This is a genomic window from Streptomyces sp. NPDC021749, assembly GCF_040640655.1.
Taxonomy (GTDB): Bacteria; Actinomycetota; Actinomycetes; order Streptomycetales; family Streptomycetaceae; genus Streptomyces.
Genome location: NZ_JBFACE010000002.1, coordinates 180,143 through 195,548, shown reverse-complemented (window position 1 = coordinate 195,548; position 15,406 = coordinate 180,143). Strand labels below are relative to the sequence as shown.

Sequence of the window (15,406 nt, the reverse complement as noted above, 5' to 3'; positions counted from 1 at the left end):
CTCCTGACAAGGCCCTCGGCCCACCGCGAGCCCCAGCGCCCACCGCCCCCCTCCACCCCCCTCTCCCCAGCCCCCTAACTCCCCCTCACTCCCCCTCATCTCCGCCCCGGCCCTCCCGGCCCCCTCCCCGCCCCCGCCGTCACCAGCGCGCCCACGGCCAGCACGCCGCCCAGCCACATCACGCCGGCCGGCCCCCAGCTGTCCGCGGCCCGGCCGCCCAGGAGGGCGCCCAGGGCGATGGCCCCGTTGAACACCGCCACGAAGAGCGCGGAGGCGGCCTCCCGTGCGCCCGGCGCGGCCGACGTCAACCACGTCTGGGTGCTGACCGAGACGCCCCCGTAGGCCAGCCCCCATACGGCCATCAGAGCCGCCGGCCCGGCCACACCGGTGTCCGGCCCCAGCAGCGGCACCAGCAGCACCGTCCCGGCGAGCACCCCGCAGATCACCAGCAGCGTCGCCCGCGGGGAGCGCGCCGCCCCAGCCCCCGCCGCGAAGTTCCCCGCCAAACCGGCGAGGCCGAAGGCCAGCAGCAGGGTGCTGATCCGCCCCGGCTGCACCCCGGCCACGTCCTCCAGCACCGGCCGCACATACGTGTACGCCGCGAAATGGCCCGTCACCAGGAGCCCGACCAGCAGCAGTCCGGTCCGTACGGGCGCACCGCGCAGCAGGCCGAGCACCCCGCCGACGCGGACCCCGGCGGACTCCGGAAGCGGCGGCAACAGCACCGCCAGCGCGAGCGCCACCACCGCGCACACCGCGGCCATCCCCACGAACGCCGCGCGCCAGCCGCCCAGTTCGCCCAGGGACGTACCGGCCGGGACCCCCAGCACCGAGGCCGCCGCGACCCCGCTGAAGATCAGGGACGTGGCCGCCGCGACCCGGTGCGCGGGCACCAGCCGCACCGCGAGCCCCGCCGCGATCGCCCACACCCCGCCCATCCCCAGCCCCACCAGCACCCGGGCCACCAGCAGCACCGCGACGTTCGGGGCGTACGCGGCGAGCAGATTGGCCGCCGTCAGCGTGGCCATCAGAGCGGCCAGCACCGCCCGCCGGTCCCGGCGCCCCACCAGCAGCGTCAGCACCGGCGCGGCCACCGCGGCCACCAGACCGGTCACGGTCAGGGTCAGTCCCGCCGTACCGTCCGAGACCCGCAGCTCACGGCTGATCGGGGTCAGCAGTCCGACGGGCAGCATCTCGGACGTCACGACCGTGAAGGTCGCCGCCGCCAGCGCCGCCACCGCAGGCCAGCCACCACCCCGCCGGCCCCGTCCGTCTCCTCCCCGGCGGCCGTTCAACTCTCCCGCCGGAGAGGGAAGTTGCTGCACCGTCGTCGATCTCGCCACCGGACCCTCCGTCGGTCCGTCCGCACTGTTCGTCATGCCCCCAGCCAACGCCCGCGCCCACCGGGGAACAACGGCCAACTCCTCACCCTTCTATGAGCAGGACTCATCGATCCCCTCATCAGTCCGCCCATCGACCCAGGAGTTGGCGCGCCGCATGACCACCGCTCCCGACCCGACCGCCCCCGGCACGACCCCGACGTCCCCCGGCCTCGAACTCCGCGAGCTGGAGTGCTTCCTCGTGCTGTCCGAGGAACTGCACTTCGGGCGCACCGGCGAGCGGCTGTACGTCTCGCAGAGCCGCGTCAGCCAGCTGCTGCGTTCCCTGGAGTCACGGATCGGCGCCCGGCTCATCGACCGCACCAGCCGCCGGGTCCGGCTGACCCCGCTCGGCGAGGAGTTCCGTACGTCGCTGCGCCCCGCCTACGAGGCCCTGCGCGCGACCGTGGAGCGCGCCCGCAGTGCCGCCCGGGGCGTCGAAGGACGGCTGACGATCGGGTTCCAGGGCACCGCGGACGACCGGATCATGCGGGCCATCGAGACCTTCCAGCGCCGCCACCCCGGTTGTGCCACCGACATCGTCGAGATCCCGCTGTGCGACCCCTTCGGTGCGCTGCGCAACGGGGCGGTCGACGTCGCGGTGACGCTGCTGCCCATGGCCGAGCCGGACCTCACCCTCGGCCCGGTCTTCTCCGCCCAGCAGCAGACCCTCGCGGTGTCCGTACGGCATCCCCTGGCATCCCGTACGGCGATCGGCGCCGAGGACCTCGCCGACGTCCCGCTGATCTCTCCGGACGGTCCGGCGCCGCCCTACTGGCGCGCGGCCCACGCCCCGGCCACCACACCCCAGGGCCGCCCCGTACCGGCCGGGCCGCGGGTCAGCACTCTCCAGGAGGGCCTCACCCTCACCGCGGCCGGACGCGGGGCGATGCTGCTGTGCCGGCCCACCGCGGACTACCACGGCCGGCGCGACCTCGTCTTCGTCCCGGTGAGCGGACTACCGGACTCCGTCCTGGGCCTGGTCCACCACACCGCCCGCGAGACCGCCCGGATCCGCGCCTTCCGCACGGCCGTGACCGATTCGCTACGGCCGTGACCGACTCGCTACGCCTTCGACGGAGGCCGTGAATCCGGGACGGCCCGCACACACATGGTCGTGATGGAGGCCACAGAAGGGGGACCACGTGCGCGCCTCATTCCCGCCGCAACCCCAAGCCCCGCACCAGGAGGTGACCGAGGCAACAATGTGAGGAGGGCAACGCGAAACAGGAACAACGAAAGACCCCTGGTTCCCGGATTTCTCCGGAGACCAGGGGTCTCATCTGTGCGCGAGGGGGGAGTTGAACCCCCACGCCCTTTCGGGCACTGGAACCTGAATCCAGCGCGTCTGCCTATTCCGCCACCCGCGCATGGGTGCTGCCGGTTGATTCTCTCACGCGATCCGGGCTGTTCCGTCCGGGTCTTGTGCGAGCGCCTGCCGACATCCAGAACATTAGCACGCTGGCAGGGGTGGGTTCACACGCCTTTCCCCCGGACCCCTCCCCGGCGGCGTCTCCTGGGACCCGAGCGGGGGCCGAGGCCCGCGCAGCGCCGCGCAGTACCGCGCAAGGGGGATGCGGCACCGTGCGGTGACGTACCGGATCGGGAGGTGACGCGCAGCGGCGTGAGGTGACGCACGGAGCCGTGAGGTGGCGTGCGGGGGCATGTGCCGGGCAGGGTGTCCGGGGCCCTGTCCGACTCCGTGCCCCGGCCGCCCGTGGTGGTCGGCGGTTGCGGGACACTGTCATCGGGGCACATCTACGATCGCAGTGCACGAGCAGCGGGCGAGGAGCGGACAGGCACCGGGCAACCCTGTGAGAGGCGACACTCGTCCTCAAGGCGGGAAAGGGGAACCAGCCGATTTCCCAAGGCGTGGATACGATCAGTAAGCAGTATCAGGACCACCCGATCAGGACGACACCGACGAAGACTGAGGAAGGAGGTGCCCCGTGGGAGTACTGAAGCGTTTCGAGCAGCGTCTCGAAGGTCTCGTCAACGGCACCTTCGCCAAGGTGTTCAAGTCCGAGGTGCAGCCCGTTGAGATCGCCGGCGCGCTGCAGCGCGAGTGCGACAACAACGCCACCATCTGGAACCGCGACCGCACGGTCGTCCCCAATGACTTCATCGTCGAACTGAGCGCCCCGGACTACGAGCGGCTGAGCCCGTACAGCGGGCAGCTCGGCGACGAGCTGTCGGGCATGGTCCGCGACTACGCGAAGCAGCAGCGCTACACCTTCATGGGGTCGATCAAGGTCCACCTGGAGAAGGCCGACGATCTCGACACCGGCCTGTACCGCGTACGCAGCCGCACCCTCGCCTCCAGCACGTCCCAGGAGCACCCGGGCCAGGCGGCCGCCCAGCGCGCCTCGGCGGTCCCGCAGGGCCCGCGGCCCGGCGCCGGCCACGTGAGCCCGCCCCCCATGCCTTCCTCCCCGCCTCCCGGCGGCGCACAGCCCGTACCCCGTGCGGCACCGCCCGGTGCAGGGCCGCAGCCCTACGCGCAGACCCGGCGCTGGATCGAGATCAACGGCACCCGCCACCAGATCTCGCGCCCCACGCTCGTGCTGGGCCGCAGCACCGACGCTGACGTACGGATCGACGACCCGGGTGTCTCCCGGCGTCACTGTGAGATCCGGGTCGGAACGCCCCCCATGATCCAGGATCTGGGTTCTACCAACGGCATCGTGGTAGACGGGCAGCACACCACCCGCGCTAGTCTCCGCGACGGCTCGCGGATCGTCGTGGGCAGTACCACCATCGTTTACCGGCAAGCCGAAGGGTGAAGCGGGGGCAATGTCAGAGCTGACCCTCACGGTCATGCGGTTGGGTTTCCTCGCCGTACTGTGGCTGTTCGTCATCGTGGCCGTTCAGGTCATCCGCAGCGATCTGTTCGGCACCCGCGTGACCCAACGCGGGGCCGCCCGGCGCGGCGGGCAGGAAGCCCGTACCCAGCGCCAGGCCGCGCCGCCGCAGCAACAGCAGCAGCGCCGCCAGGAAGGCGGCCGCGGCGGCAACCGCCAGCGCCGAGGAGCGCCCACGAAGCTCGTGGTCTCCGAGGGGTCGCTGACCGGCACCACCGTCGCCCTCCAAGGCCAGACGATCTCCCTGGGCCGTGCGCACGACTCCACGATCGTGCTGGACGACGACTACGCGTCCAGCAGGCATGCCAGGATCTACCCGGACCGTGACGGCCAGTGGATCGTCGAGGACCTCGGTTCCACCAACGGCACGTACATGGACCGGACCCGACTGACGACCCCGACACCGATTCCCCTGGGAGCCCCGATCCGCATCGGCAAGACCGTCATCGAGCTGCGGAAGTAGTACGACAATGAGCGAGCGGAGCGAGCGAGCCGCGACGGTCCACTCGGCGGACCCGGGCGTGCTCCCGACCGGAGGGTGGGCAGTGTGGCCAGGCGAGACCGGCTGTACCCCGAGCCGACGGGTGAGGTGCGCATGAGTCTGTCACTGCGCTTCGCCGCCGGATCGCACAAGGGCATGATCCGCGAGGGCAACGAGGACTCCGGCTACGCCGGGCCGCGGCTGCTCGCCATCGCGGACGGCATGGGCGGCCAGGCCGCCGGTGAGGTCGCCTCCTCCGAGGTGATCTCCACGCTCGTCCAGCTCGACGACGACGTCCCGGGGTCGGACATCCTGACCTCGCTCGGCAGTGCCGTGCAGCGCGCCAACGAGCAGCTGCGGGTGATGGTCGAGGAGGACCCCCAGCTCGAAGGCATGGGGACGACGCTGACCGCGCTGCTGTGGACCGGCCAGCGGCTCGGTCTGGTGCACGTCGGCGACTCCCGCGCGTACCTGCTGCGGGACGGTGTGCTGACCCAGATCACGCAGGACCACACCTGGGTGCAGCGGCTGGTCGACGAGGGCCGGATCACCGAGGAGGAGGCCACCACCCATCCGCAGCGGTCGCTGCTGATGCGGGCGCTGGGCAGCGGTGATCACGTCGAGCCCGATCTGTCGATCCGCGAGGTGCGGGCCGGCGACCGCTATCTGATCTGCTCGGACGGGCTGTCCGGCGTCGTCAGCCACCAGACGCTGGAAGAGACGCTGGCCGGCTACCACGGGCCGCACGAGACGGTGCAGGAGCTGATCCAGCTCGCGCTGCGCGGCGGCGGCCCGGACAACATCACCTGCATCGTCGCCGACGTCCTGGACGTGGACGGCAACGACACGATGGCCGGGCAGCTCAACGACACCCCGGTGATCGTCGGTGCCGTCGCGGAGAACCAGAACCAGCTCAACGACCCCAGCACGCTCCAGACGCCGGCCGCCCGGGCCGCCGAGCTGGGCCGTCCGGGCGGGCAGCCGGCCGCGCCCGGTGGTGCCTTCGGGCCGCCCGGGAGCGGCGGTCCGGAGGTCGGGGGCCCGCCACAGGGCTCCTTCGGCGCGTTCATGGACGAGGACTTCGTCAAGCCCAAGCGCGGGCGGTGGCTCAAGCGGTCGCTGTTCGGCGTGCTGGCGCTGGCCGTGGTCGGCGGCGGGCTCTATGCGGGCTACCGCTGGACGCAGACCCAGTACTTCGTCGGCGCCAAGGACGACCACGTCGCGCTGTACCGCGGCATCAGCCAGGACCTCGCCTGGTTCAAGCTGAACGCCGTGGACGAGGACCACCCCGAGATCGAACTCAAGTACCTGCCGCTGTACCAGCGCAACCAGGTCAAGCAGACGATCGCGGTCGACAGCCGCATGCAGGGCGGCGACAAGGTCACCGAGCTGAGCAAGCAGGCCAACGCCTGCCGCAGCAAGGAACAGCGGGAGGCCGCCGAGCGCGAAGCGGCGCGCAACAAGGGCAAGGGCCAGGCGGGCACGCCGACCAAGCCCGGCACCCCGACCAAGCCCGGTACGCCGACCACCAGGCCCGGCACCGCGGACAAGTCCGGCACCGGTACGGCGGGGGCGCTGTCGGCGCCCGCGTCCGCGACTCCCACACCCACTCCCAGCCAGGCCCCCTCCGAGGAGCAGCAGAAGCTGGAAAAGAATTGCAGCACCCAGCAGTGAGGGCGTAGGGGGCCGTACATCTCATGAGCAGTACCACCAACACCACCACCATCGGCACGATCGGAGCCCCGAGCCGCCGCAACACCGAGCTGGCGATGCTCGTCTTCGCCGTGCTGATCCCGGTGTTCGCGTACATCAACGTCGGGCTGGCCAAGGAAGAGGCCGTGCCCGCCGGTGTGCTCGGCTACACGCTGGGCCTCGGCCTGCTGGCGGGCGTCGCCCACCTCGTCGTCCGCAAGTGGGCGCCGTACGCGGATCCGCTGATGCTGCCGATCGCCACCCTGCTCAATGGTCTGGGCCTGGTGTTCATCTGGCGTCTGGACCAGGAGCCCCAGATCAGCACCCCGCAGCTGGGCGGTGCGATGGCGCCGGGGCAGCTGATGTGGTCGACGCTGGGTGTCGCGCTCTTCCTCGGCGTGCTGATCTTCCTCAAGGACCACCGCGTCCTGCAGCGCTACACCTACATCTCGATGGTGGTCGCGCTGGTGCTGCTGATCGCGCCGATCTTCTTCCCGGCCCGCTTCGGCGCGCGCATCTGGATCACCATCCCCGGTGTCGGTTCGCTGCAGCCGGGTGAGTTCGCCAAGATCATCATCGCGATCTTCTTCGCGGGCTACCTGATGGTGAAGCGGGACGCGCTGGCGCTGGCCAGCCGCCGCTTCATGGGCCTGTACCTCCCGCGCGGCCGCGACCTCGGCCCGATCCTGGTGATCTGGGCGCTCAGCCTGATGATCCTGGTCTTCGAGACCGACCTGGGTACCTCGCTGCTGTTCTTCGGCCTCTTCGTGATCATGCTGTACGTGGCCACCGAGCGGACCAGCTGGATCGTCTTCGGTCTGCTGCTCAGCGCGGGCGGCGCGGTGGCCGTGGCCACGTTCGAGTCCCACGTCCAGGTGCGTGTCCACAACTGGCTGAACCCGCTGGAGCTGCTCAACGGCGGTGTCACCGAGACCGCGCAGGCGATGTACTCCTTCGGCTCCGGCGGCATCCTCGGCTCGGGCCTGGGCCAGGGCTACTCCCGGCTCATCGGCGGTATCGCCCCCAAGAGCGACTACATCCTCGCCACGGTCGGCGAGGAGATCGGCCTGGCCGGCCTGATGGCGATCCTGATGCTGTACGGCCTGCTGATCGAGCGCGGTATCCGTACGGCGCTGGCCGCCCGTGACCCGTTCGGCAAGCTGCTGTCGATCGGCCTGTCCGGCGCCTTCGCGCTGCAGGTCTTCGTCGTCGCCGGCGGTGTGACCGGTCTCATCCCGCTGACCGGTATGACGATGCCGTTCCTGGCCCAGGGTGGTTCCTCCGTCATCGCGAACTGGGCGCTGGTGGCGATCCTGCTGCGCATCAGCGACACCGCGCGCCGGCCGGCCCCGACCCCCGCACCGTCCACCGACGCCGAGATGACCCAGGTGGTCCGCCCGTGAACAAGCCCCTGCGTCGGGTCGCGATCTTCTGCGGCCTGCTCGTCCTCGCCCTGCTGGTCCGCGTCAACTGGGTGCAGTTCGTCCAGGGCGACGAACTGAAGAACGACCCGCACAACCGCCGGGTCGCGATCGAGCGCTACAGCACGCCGCGCGGCAACATCATCGTCGACGGCAAGGCGGTCACCGGCTCCACGACCACCGACAGCGGTGACTTCAAGTACAAGCGCACGTACAAGAACGGCAAGATGTGGGCGCCGGTCACCGGCTACGCCTCGCAGGCCTTCGACGCCAACCAGCTGGAGAAGCTCAACGACGGCATCCTCACCGGCACCGACGACCGGCTCTTCTTCAGCCGCACGGTGGACATGTTCACCGGCAGCAAGCAGAAGGGCGGCAACGTGGTGACCACGCTGGACGCCAAGGCCCAGAAGGCCGCCTTCGACGGGCTCGGTGACAAGAAGGGCGCGGTCGCCGCGATCAACCCGGAGACCGGCGCGATCCTGGCACTGGCCAGCACCCCGTCGTACGACCCGTCCACCTTCGCCGGGATGAGCGACAAGGACGCCGAGGCGTACAACGCGCTGCAGAAGAAGAACAACCCCGACGAGCCGATGCTCAACCGGGCGCTGCGCCAGACCTACCCGCCGGGCTCCACCTTCAAGGTCGTCACGGCCTCTGCGGCGCTGCAGAACGGGCTCTACAACGACGTCGACGCCAAGACGAACTCGCCGCTGCCCTACACGCTGCCCGACACCCAGGGCATCGAGCTGAAGAACGAGGGCAGCATCCCGTGCGAGAACGCGTCGCTGCGGGTGGCGCTGCAGTACTCCTGCAACACGGTCTTCGGCAAGATCAGCGCCGATCTCGGCAACAAGAAGATGAAGGCCGAGGCGGAGAAGTTCGGCTTCAACGACCCGAAGATCGACACCCCCGTCCGGGCCGCGGAGAGCATCTTCCCCAAGGACAACCGGCCGCAGAACGCGATGGCGGGCATCGGCCAGGCCTCCAACCGGGCCACGCCGCTGCAGATGGCCATGGTCGCCTCGGCGGTCGCCAACGGCGGCAAGCTGATGAAGCCGTACATGGTCGAGCAGCTGGTGGCACCGAACCTCAACGTCGTCCAGCAGCACACCCCGCAGGAGATGAGCCGGCCGCTGAGCCCGGAGAACGCGCAGAAGATCCAGAGCATCATGGAGACCGTGGTCCAGAAGGGCACGGGAACCAACGCGCAGATCCCGGACGTCACCGTCGGCGGTAAGACCGGTACCGCACAGCACGGTGAGAACAACAAGGACAACCCGTACGCCTGGTTCATCTCCTACGCGAAGACCGACAAGGGCACCCCCGTCGCGGTCGCCGTGGTCATTGAGGGATCCGACACCCTGCGCAGCGACATCGCGGGTGGAAAGCTCGCGGCTCCGATCGCCAAGCGCGTCATGGAGGCGGTACTCGAAGGCGAGAAGTGACCCGGGCCATGCCAATACCGGTCGCATATCAGGTTGCGGCTCCGGCCCGGTCCGGTAAGGCGTGCCGGGTACGGTAGCCCGGACAGCACACCGCCGGACCACACACACGGGTGCGGTCGGGACTGACGGAGAGGGCTGGAGAAGCTTATGGAAGAGCCGCGTCGCCTCGGCGGCCGGTACGAGCTGGGCTCGGTGCTCGGCCGCGGTGGCATGGCCGAGGTGTACCTCGCCCATGACACCCGCCTGGGCCGCACCGTGGCTGTGAAGACGCTGCGGGTGGACCTCGCCCGTGACCCGTCCTTCCAGGCCCGGTTCCGCCGTGAGGCCCAGTCGGCCGCCTCGCTGAACCATCCGTCGATCGTCGCGGTCTACGACACCGGCGAGGACTACGTCGACGGTGTCTCGATCCCGTACATCGTCATGGAGTACGTCGACGGATCGACGCTGCGTGAGCTGCTGCACTCCGGAAGAAAGCTGCTGCCCGAGCGCTCGCTGGAGATGACCATCGGGGTCCTCCAGGCGCTGGAGTACTCCCACCGGGCCGGGATCGTCCACCGCGACATCAAGCCGGCGAACGTCATGCTGACGCGCACCGGCCAGGTCAAGGTCATGGACTTCGGCATCGCCCGCGCCATGGGCGACGCCGGCATGACGATGACGCAGACCGCGGCGGTCATCGGCACCGCGCAGTACCTCTCGCCGGAGCAGGCCAAGGGCGAGCAGGTCGACGCCCGCTCCGACCTGTACTCCACCGGCTGTCTGCTGTACGAGCTGCTGACCGTGCGGCCGCCGTTCGTCGGTGACTCGCCGGTCGCGGTGGCGTACCAGCACGTCCGCGAGGAGCCCCAGAAGCCGAGCAACTTCGACCCCGAGATCACGCCGGAGATGGACGCCATCGTCCTGAAGGCGCTGGTCAAGGACCCGGACTACCGCTACCAGTCGGCGGACGAGATGCGTGCCGACATCGAGGCGGCGCTGGAGGGCCAGCCGGTCGCGGCGACCTCGGCGATGGGCGCGGTCGGCTACGACCAGGACCAGCCCACGACGATGCTGCGGGCGCAGGACCCGGCGGGCCAGACCACGATGCTCCCGCCGATGAACCCGGACGACGGCGGCTACGGCTACGACGAGCGGGCCGACCGGCGCCGCGGCGGCGGCCAGAAGAAGAGCAACGTCTCGACGATCCTGCTGGTCCTCGCGGCGGTGCTGGTCCTGGTCGGGGCGATCTTCATCGGCAAGGCGATGTTCAGCGGCAGCAAGCAGGACGGCAAGTTCCCCGCCCCGAACCTCGTCGGCAGGACGCTGAAGGAAGCCAAGCAGTCCGGCGTGAACAGCTCCTTCAAGGTCGCGTCGGCCGGCAGCAAGCCCTGCAGCAACGTCAAGAAGAGGCAGGTCACCAGCCAGGACCCGAAGCCGGGTATCCAGATCGCGAAGAACGACACGATCACGGTGACGATCTGCTCCGGGGCCGTCAAGGTGACCGTCCCCGACGTCCAGAGCCTGCAGGCGGAAGAAGCCAAGACGCAGCTCCACAACAAGGGCTTCGACAACGTCAAGCTGGTCGAGGAGGAGTCCGACCGGACGGCGGGCATCGTCCTCAAGCAGGACCCGGAGCCGCAGACCAAGGCGACCAAGGACACCGAGATCACCCTCACGGTCGCCAAGGAGATCCAGAAGGTCAGCGTCCCGGACGTCAAGGGTCAGGACGCGGCGGCCGCCGAGAAGCAGCTGAAGGACCTCGGCTTCCAGGTCACCAAGACCGAGCAGGACGCCCCCGACCCGAGCCAGGTCGGCAAGGTGATGAGCCAGAGCCCGGAGGGCAACACCCCGGCCAAGAGCGGCTCCACGGTCAACCTCGTCATCGGCAAGGCCGCGGCGCAGACTCAGGTTCCGGAGGTGCGGGGCCAGAAGCTGAAGGACGCGAAGAAGGCGCTGCAGCAGGCCGGCTTCACCAACATCCAGATCTCGGGTCCGCAGGACGACAACGCCCGGGTGCTCAACCAGGACCCCGCGGGGAACACCCCGACCGACCCGAAGTCCACCACCGTGACGCTGACCACCGTCGGTGGCGGGGGCGGCGACAGCGGCGGTAATGACGGCGGCGGCTTCATAGGCGGACCGTTCGGCTGACGGCCGCACGGCATCACGAGGAAGCCCCGGCAGCCCTTGGAGGGCGGCCGGGGCTTCGTCATGTGCCGGGCGGGCGGTACGGGGCCGTGGCGGTCTCTGTCCGGCTACTGGCTCAGTTCTTTCGGCGGTGTGCGGTCCGCGTCGACCTTTTCCGTGCGCTCCAGTTCGCCCCAGACGATGTAGCGGTAGGTCGAGGTGTAGACGGGGGTGCAGGTCGTGAGGGTGATGTAGCGGCCGGCCTTGTGCTTGCCGGACTCCTTGGGGACCTTGTTGAGGACGTCGACGTTGTACTTCGAGGTCTCGGGCAGGACCGCGAAGACCTTGTAGACGAACCAGGTGTCCTTGGTCTCGAAGACGATCGGGTCGCCGTCCTTGAGCTTGTCGATGTTGTGGAACTTCGCGCCGTGGCCGTCGCGGTGCGCGGCGAGGGTGAAGTTGCCCTTCTTGTCCTGCGGCAGCGCCGACTTGACCGGCTTGGTGTAGTAGCCGGCCACGCCCTCGTTGAGGACCTCGCTGCTGGTGCCCTTCTTGACCAGCACCTCGCCGTTGTCCATCGCGGGGACGTGCAGGAAGCCGATACCGTCCTTGGTGTCCAGCGCCCCGGGCCCCTTGGGGCCGCTGCTGGCCCAGTGGCGGCGCACCTGGTCGCTCTGCTGGTGCGCCTCGCGGTCGGCGAGGACGTTGGTCCACCACAGCGAGTACGCGACGAACAGGCCCAGGATCAGCCCGGTGGTGATCAGCAGTTCACCGATGACGCTGACGACGGACGCGATGGTCCGGCGCACCCGGCGCGGTGGCGAGGGCGGCGGCGCGGACCGGTCGCTCTCTTCGTCGGTTCCGGTTGCAGTCACCGCGTAGCACCCCTCTTGTTTTCGCTAGCCGCCGAGCGCTTCCGGTTTGCCCTTGCTCCGCGGCCGCTCGTCGACCATCTTGCCCCAGACGATCAACCGAAAGGTACTGGTGAATTCCGGGGTGCAGGTCGTCAGGGTGATGTAGCGGCCGGGCTTGGTGAAGCCCGAGCCGGGCGGCACCGGCCCGATCACGCTGGTGTTGCTGGGCGACGTCTGCGGGAGCACGCTCTCCATCTCGTACGTGTAGTACGCGGCCTTCGTCTCGACGATGATCTTGTCGCCCTTGACGAGCCGGTTGACGTAGCGGAACGGCTCGCCGTGGGTGTTGCGGTGCGCCGCGACCGCGAAGTTGCCCTTCTTGTCCCAGGGCATCGCGGTCTTGATCCCGCTGCTCTTGTCGTAGTGACCGATCATGCCGTGGTCCAGCACGGAGTGCTTGTCGATGCCCTCCGCTATCGGCGCCTTCACGTCGAGCTTGGGGATGTACATGATCCCGAAGCGCTCGCCGACGGCGAGGTTCTTCTTCTCGGCGCCGCCCTTGTCCCACTCGTGCTGGAGGTTGGTGGCAGCGCCGCCGGCTTCTTCCTCGGCCATCACGTTCGTCCACCACAGCTGGTAGGTGACGAACAGCAGCATCAGCACGCCGAGGGTGATGAACGCCTCGCCGAGGGCGCGGCTGGCGATCAGGCTGGGGCTGTCCTTCGCGGCGCGGGCGGCCCGGCGGGCTTCGACGCGGGAGAGGGGGGCCCGGGCCGGTTCGGAGGCCGTGGCAGCGGCGGCGGGGGCGGCGGCAGCGCCGGTGCGGCGGCCGCGCCGGCCCCCTTTCCTGGCGGCCTCCTGAGCGGCCTTACGGCGGGCTGCGCGGCCGCCGGGCGCGGGCGTCTCCGCCGCACGGGAGGCCGAGGCCGTGGTTTCACGTGAAACACCGGCTCCTGTTTCACGTGAAACGGCGTCGGTTTCACGTGAAACAGCGTCCCGGTCGGCCGGCCCGGCCTGCTCCGCCTGGCGCAGGGCCATGGTCTCGTCGTCGTCCCGCCGCGGCGTCGCGGCAGGCGCCGGTGCGGCCGGAGTCGCCGGGGCGGGGGCGGGCGCCGTCGGGGGCGTCGCCGCGGCGTACGGGCCGGGTATCGGTTCGGGCGCGGCCGGGGCGGGGCCGCCGGACCGGGTGCGGGGGCCGTACGCCTGGCCGTAGGCGGCAGGGTCCGGGCCGTAGGACCGCTGTGTCCCGGGGCCGGGCCGGGGCGGGGCCGGCGGCTGCGGCTCCTGGTGGGGGCGGAACCAGGGCGAGGACGGCCCCTCATCGGCCGGTGGGGCCGCGTGACGCCGCCGGCGACCGGTACCGGGCGGCGGCGCTTCCTGGCCCGGCAGGGGGTCGTTCAGCGGGTCGTTCAGCCGGCCGACCGCCGCCTCGAACGCATCGGGCTGCCCGAGCGGGTCCGGGGACCCGTACGGGTCCTGCGGCGCGTAGGGCTGTTCCGGTTCGTACGGCTCGGAGGACCTCCCTTCACGCTCGGGGCGCAGGGCGGTCACGCGCCGGCCTTGCCGACCACCGGGGCGAGCCCCGTCGAGCGCTCCACTGCTCCCGCGTCGCCGCATTCGACGAGCCAGTTGGCCAGCATCCGGTGTCCCCACTCCGTCAGCACCGACTCGGGGTGGAACTGCACGCCCTCGACCGGGAGTTGACGGTGCCGCAGGCCCATGATGATGCCGTCGTGCGTGCGGGCCGTGACCTCCAGCGCGTCCGGGACGGTGGCGGGTTCGGCGGCCAGCGAGTGGTAGCGGGTCGCGGTGAACGGCGAGGGCAGTCCGGCGAAGACGCCCTTGCCGCCGTGCTCGACGAGCGAGGTCTTGCCGTGCAGCAGCTCGGGCGCCCGGTCCACCACCCCGCCGTAGGCCACCGCCATCGACTGCATGCCCAGGCAGACGCCGAAGACCGGGACGCCGGTGTCGGCGCAGTGCCGGACCATGTCGACGCAGACGCCGGCCTGCTCGGGCGTACCGGGGCCGGGCGAGAGCAGGACGCCGTCGAAGCCGTCCTGGGCGTGCCGGGGCGCGACCTCGTCGTTGCGCAGCACCTCACACTCGGCACCGAGCTGGTAGAGGTACTGGACGAGGTTGAAGACGAAGCTGTCGTAGTTGTCGACGACGAGAATCCGTGCGGTCATCGGAGGGCAGCCATCCCTTCGTCGACAGTGACGTCATTGAAGGGCAGCAGCGGCTCCGCCCACGGAAAGACGTACTGGAAGAGTACGAAGACGACCGCCAGTACGAGCACCACGGAAATCAGCGCCTTCACCCATGTGTTGCCCGGCAGATGCCGCCAGATCCAGCCGTACATGCTGTCGCTGTCCCCTTGCCGATGCCGATGACGATGTCGATTGCGACACCAGAGTAAGGGGCGAGGGCGGGGGCGGGTGGGTCAGCCGGTCAAAGCCGACGGCCTTCCCTGGGCGACGGGTTGGGCGGAATCCAGGTGGGCCCAGGCGATCAGCCGGTGGCTGTGGCCCCACTCCGGTTCGCAGGTGGTCAGCGTGAGGTAGCGGCCCGGGCCGTTGAAGCCGGACTTCCGCGGCACCGGGTCGATCACGCCGATGTCGGTCGGCAGCGTCGTGTAGGGGCGGTTGTCGATGCGGTAGGTGAACCAGGTCGTGCCGTCGGTCAGGACCACGGCGTCCCCGGGCCGCAGCTCGGGGAAGTCCTTGAACGGGTCGCCGTAGGTGCGGCGGTGGCCGGCCACCGCGAAGTTGCCGAGGCCGCCGAGGCGGGCGGTGCGGGAGTAGTGGCCGAGGCCGCGCTGGAGGGTGCCGGTCGCGGTGCCTTCCAGGACGGGCTTGGCCCAGTCGGCACCGAAGCGCGGGACGTACATCACGGCGAAGGAGTCGCCCGGCCGGTGGTGGCGGGGACGTGGAGCCGGGGCGGGGCTCTCGCCGGGCGGCGGCGTGCGGTCGGGGGCGGCCGCCGGGGACGACCACTGGTCGTGGAGCTTGCCGATCTCGCCGTCCATGGCGCTGTCGGCCCGTACGCCGGTCCAGAAGAGCAGGTAGACCACGAAGAGGACGATCAGTGCGCCGGCGGTGAGGCAGATCTCGCTGAGCGTCCGCACGATCCATCGCGCCGCCGTCCGGCTCCGCAGCGTCATCCGG

At 70.3% G+C, this 15,406-nt stretch carries 13 protein-coding genes and 1 tRNA gene; 7 read left to right on the top strand and 7 right to left on the bottom strand.

All coding sequences use genetic code 11. The features are described from left to right. Positions 1–95: 95 nt before the first annotated feature. Positions 96–1,238: an MFS transporter gene (locus AB0G35_RS02710; RefSeq protein ID WP_360942534.1), complete on the bottom strand. Its 1,143-nt coding sequence runs from the start codon at positions 1,236–1,238 to the stop codon at positions 96–98. 259 nt (positions 1,239–1,497) lie between these two features. Between AB0G35_RS02710 and AB0G35_RS02705 the strand changes: the two genes are divergently transcribed. Then, positions 1,498–2,436: a LysR family transcriptional regulator gene (locus AB0G35_RS02705; RefSeq protein ID WP_360942531.1), complete on the top strand. Its 939-nt coding sequence runs from the start codon at positions 1,498–1,500 to the stop codon at positions 2,434–2,436. 229 nt (positions 2,437–2,665) lie between these two features. On the opposite strand, the gene AB0G35_RS02700 is transcribed toward AB0G35_RS02705, so the two are convergent. Beyond that, positions 2,666–2,749: transfer RNA gene (locus AB0G35_RS02700), tRNA-Leu, on the bottom strand. 579 nt (positions 2,750–3,328) lie between these two features. On the opposite strand from AB0G35_RS02700, the gene AB0G35_RS02695 reads away from it, so the two are divergent. The 6 genes from AB0G35_RS02695 (at position 3,329) to pknB (ending at position 11,412) form a co-directional block, all read left to right on the top strand. Next, positions 3,329–4,162, top strand: a complete 834-nt coding sequence (locus AB0G35_RS02695; RefSeq protein ID WP_360942528.1) for a DUF3662 and FHA domain-containing protein — start codon at positions 3,329–3,331, stop codon at positions 4,160–4,162. Positions 4,163–4,172: 10 nt separating this feature from the next. Then, the gene (locus AB0G35_RS02690) at positions 4,173–4,703 is read left to right on the top strand and encodes an FHA domain-containing protein (RefSeq protein ID WP_360942525.1); all 531 of its coding nucleotides are present in this window, start codon (positions 4,173–4,175) and stop codon (positions 4,701–4,703) included. Between the two features lie 132 nt (positions 4,704–4,835). Beyond that, complete coding sequence (locus tag AB0G35_RS02685; protein WP_360942522.1) at positions 4,836–6,395, top strand: PP2C family serine/threonine-protein phosphatase; 1,560 nt, start codon at positions 4,836–4,838, stop codon at positions 6,393–6,395. A 23-nt stretch (positions 6,396–6,418) separates the two neighbouring features. Further along, positions 6,419–7,816: an FtsW/RodA/SpoVE family cell cycle protein gene (locus AB0G35_RS02680; RefSeq protein WP_360942519.1), complete on the top strand. Its 1,398-nt coding sequence runs from the start codon at positions 6,419–6,421 to the stop codon at positions 7,814–7,816. Further along, positions 7,813–9,282 carry a penicillin-binding transpeptidase domain-containing protein gene (locus tag AB0G35_RS02675; RefSeq protein WP_360942516.1) on the top strand — a complete coding sequence of 490 codons (1,470 nt, stop codon included), beginning with the start codon at positions 7,813–7,815 and terminating at the stop codon, positions 9,280–9,282. Before AB0G35_RS02680 ends, AB0G35_RS02675 begins: the two co-directional genes overlap by 4 nt. Positions 9,283–9,429: 147 nt before the next feature. Next, on the top strand, positions 9,430–11,412 hold the full coding sequence (gene pknB / locus AB0G35_RS02670) for a Stk1 family PASTA domain-containing Ser/Thr kinase (RefSeq protein WP_360942513.1): 1,983 nt from the start codon (positions 9,430–9,432) through the stop codon (positions 11,410–11,412). 104 nt (positions 11,413–11,516) lie between these two features. Here the strand turns inward: pknB and AB0G35_RS02665 are convergent, their stop codons facing one another. The 5 genes from AB0G35_RS02665 to AB0G35_RS02645 all read right to left on the bottom strand — a co-directional run bounded on the left by AB0G35_RS02665 (position 11,517) and on the right by AB0G35_RS02645 (position 15,402). Continuing rightward, the gene (locus tag AB0G35_RS02665) at positions 11,517–12,263 is read right to left on the bottom strand and encodes a class E sortase (protein ID WP_360942510.1); all 747 of its coding nucleotides are present in this window, start codon (positions 12,261–12,263) and stop codon (positions 11,517–11,519) included. Positions 12,264–12,287: 24 nt separating this feature from the next. Beyond that, positions 12,288–13,793 carry a class E sortase gene (locus tag AB0G35_RS02660; protein ID WP_360942507.1) on the bottom strand — a complete coding sequence of 502 codons (1,506 nt, stop codon included), beginning with the start codon at positions 13,791–13,793 and terminating at the stop codon, positions 12,288–12,290. After that, entirely contained in the window at positions 13,790–14,428 is a 639-nt protein-coding gene (locus AB0G35_RS02655; RefSeq protein WP_030412299.1) for an aminodeoxychorismate/anthranilate synthase component II, read from the bottom strand. Before AB0G35_RS02655 ends, AB0G35_RS02660 begins: the two co-directional genes overlap by 4 nt. Further along, complete coding sequence (locus AB0G35_RS02650; RefSeq protein WP_360942504.1) at positions 14,425–14,601, bottom strand: hypothetical protein; 177 nt, start codon at positions 14,599–14,601, stop codon at positions 14,425–14,427. Before AB0G35_RS02650 ends, AB0G35_RS02655 begins: the two co-directional genes overlap by 4 nt. 81 nt (positions 14,602–14,682) lie before the next feature. Then, the gene (locus AB0G35_RS02645) at positions 14,683–15,402 is read right to left on the bottom strand and encodes a class E sortase (protein WP_360942501.1); all 720 of its coding nucleotides are present in this window, start codon (positions 15,400–15,402) and stop codon (positions 14,683–14,685) included. Positions 15,403–15,406: the final 4 nt, after the last annotated feature.

Bases quoted from the DNA above. Each gene is read 5' to 3' on its own strand.
- AB0G35_RS02680 (WP_360942519.1), top strand. From the start codon at position 6,419: ATGAGCAGTACCACCAACACCACCACCATCGGCACGATCGGAGCCCCG.
- AB0G35_RS02685 (WP_360942522.1), top strand. From the start codon at position 4,836: ATGAGTCTGTCACTGCGCTTCGCCGCCGGATCGCACAAGGGCATGATC.
- pknB (WP_360942513.1), top strand. From the start codon at position 9,430: ATGGAAGAGCCGCGTCGCCTCGGCGGCCGGTACGAGCTGGGCTCGGTG.
- AB0G35_RS02645 (WP_360942501.1), bottom strand. From the start codon at position 15,402: ATGACGCTGCGGAGCCGGACGGCGGCGCGATGGATCGTGCGGACGCTC.
- AB0G35_RS02650 (WP_360942504.1), bottom strand. From the start codon at position 14,601: ATGTACGGCTGGATCTGGCGGCATCTGCCGGGCAACACATGGGTGAAG.
- AB0G35_RS02690 (WP_360942525.1), top strand. From the start codon at position 4,173: ATGTCAGAGCTGACCCTCACGGTCATGCGGTTGGGTTTCCTCGCCGTA.
- AB0G35_RS02655 (WP_030412299.1), bottom strand. From the start codon at position 14,428: ATGACCGCACGGATTCTCGTCGTCGACAACTACGACAGCTTCGTCTTC.
- AB0G35_RS02705 (WP_360942531.1), top strand. From the start codon at position 1,498: ATGACCACCGCTCCCGACCCGACCGCCCCCGGCACGACCCCGACGTCC.